This window comes from Rathayibacter tanaceti, from assembly GCF_001634385.1.
Lineage (GTDB): Bacteria > Actinomycetota > Actinomycetes > Actinomycetales > Microbacteriaceae > Rathayibacter > Rathayibacter tanaceti.
The window spans coordinates 1-1,002 of record NZ_LIIN01000278.1; the positions used below are offsets into that span (position 1 = coordinate 1).

Sequence of the window (1,002 nt, forward strand, 5' to 3'; positions counted from 1 at the left end):
GCGGGAGGCGCCCCTCGACCCAGAGCCGGCCAGCGGAGTCGACGCGCCCGACATCGCCAGTGCGGTGCCAGCGCTCGCCCGCGACCGCCCCGGTGCGCGCCGCGCGATCGGTCAGCCAGAGCCGCTCGTAGTGGTCCTCGACGTGCCCGGCCGAGACGACGATCTCACCCGTGACGTCCTCGACATCGAGAGGCTCGTCGTCCGCGTGCCCGTCGTCGTCGAGCGGCGCGATGCGCAGGCGCACCCCCGCGGCTGGCGCTCCGACGCAGACGCCGCCGCGCGGGTCCGGATCGGACGCGGCGTCGAGGATCCCCTCGAGCGACGCGTCGGTCAGCAGCAGCGCCTCGGTCATGCCGTAGGGAGTGTGCGCGGAGGCGTTCGGCATCAGCGACTGTGCCTCGCCGAGCAGCCCGGCCGAGACGGGGGCGCCCGCCGAGAGGAAGGTGCGGACTCCGGCGAGGGCGCGGTGGTCGTCGGCGCTCAGCGCGCCGGCCGTCGCGACCACGTTGGTCAGGGCGGCGGGCGAGAGGAAGAGCACGGTCGCCTCGACCCGAGCGGCCGCCGCCGCGACAGCCGCGGCGGTGAGGGTGCGCGGCGCGGTCACCTCCATCTCGGGAGTCGCGGATCGGGTGCCCAGCGCAGGCCCGAGCAGCGCGAACGGCGCGAAGCCTGCGACGAGCCCGGTCCCCGGACCGACGCCGTACTGGCGGGCGAGCGCGTCACGGACTCCGGCGAGCTGCCGGTGCGTGTAGACCACGCCCTTCGCCGGGCCTGTGGATCCAGAGGTGAACAGGATCGCGGCTTCGGAGTCGGGCGCAGGCGGATCGCCGAGCGCTCCGGGTCGGTGGCGAGCTCGGCGCGGCCGAGCTCCATCAGCTGGGCGAGCGAGGCGTCGACGCCGAGGGCCGAGACAGCACTGCGGGGCAGGGTCTGCGTCGAGATGCGTCCGCCGGGCCAGCGCAGGGCGCGGGCGACGCTCAGGCCCGGCAGCGCGCCGACCAC

The 1,002-nt window shown here is 76.0% G+C and carries 1 protein-coding gene; it reads right to left on the reverse strand.

Going from position 1 to position 1,002, the window contains the following annotated elements:
• Positions 1-958 (reverse strand): AMP-binding protein (locus ACH61_RS15625; protein ID WP_330220195.1); only part of this gene is annotated, 958 nt, incomplete at its 3' end.
• Positions 959-1,002: the final 44 nt, after the last annotated feature.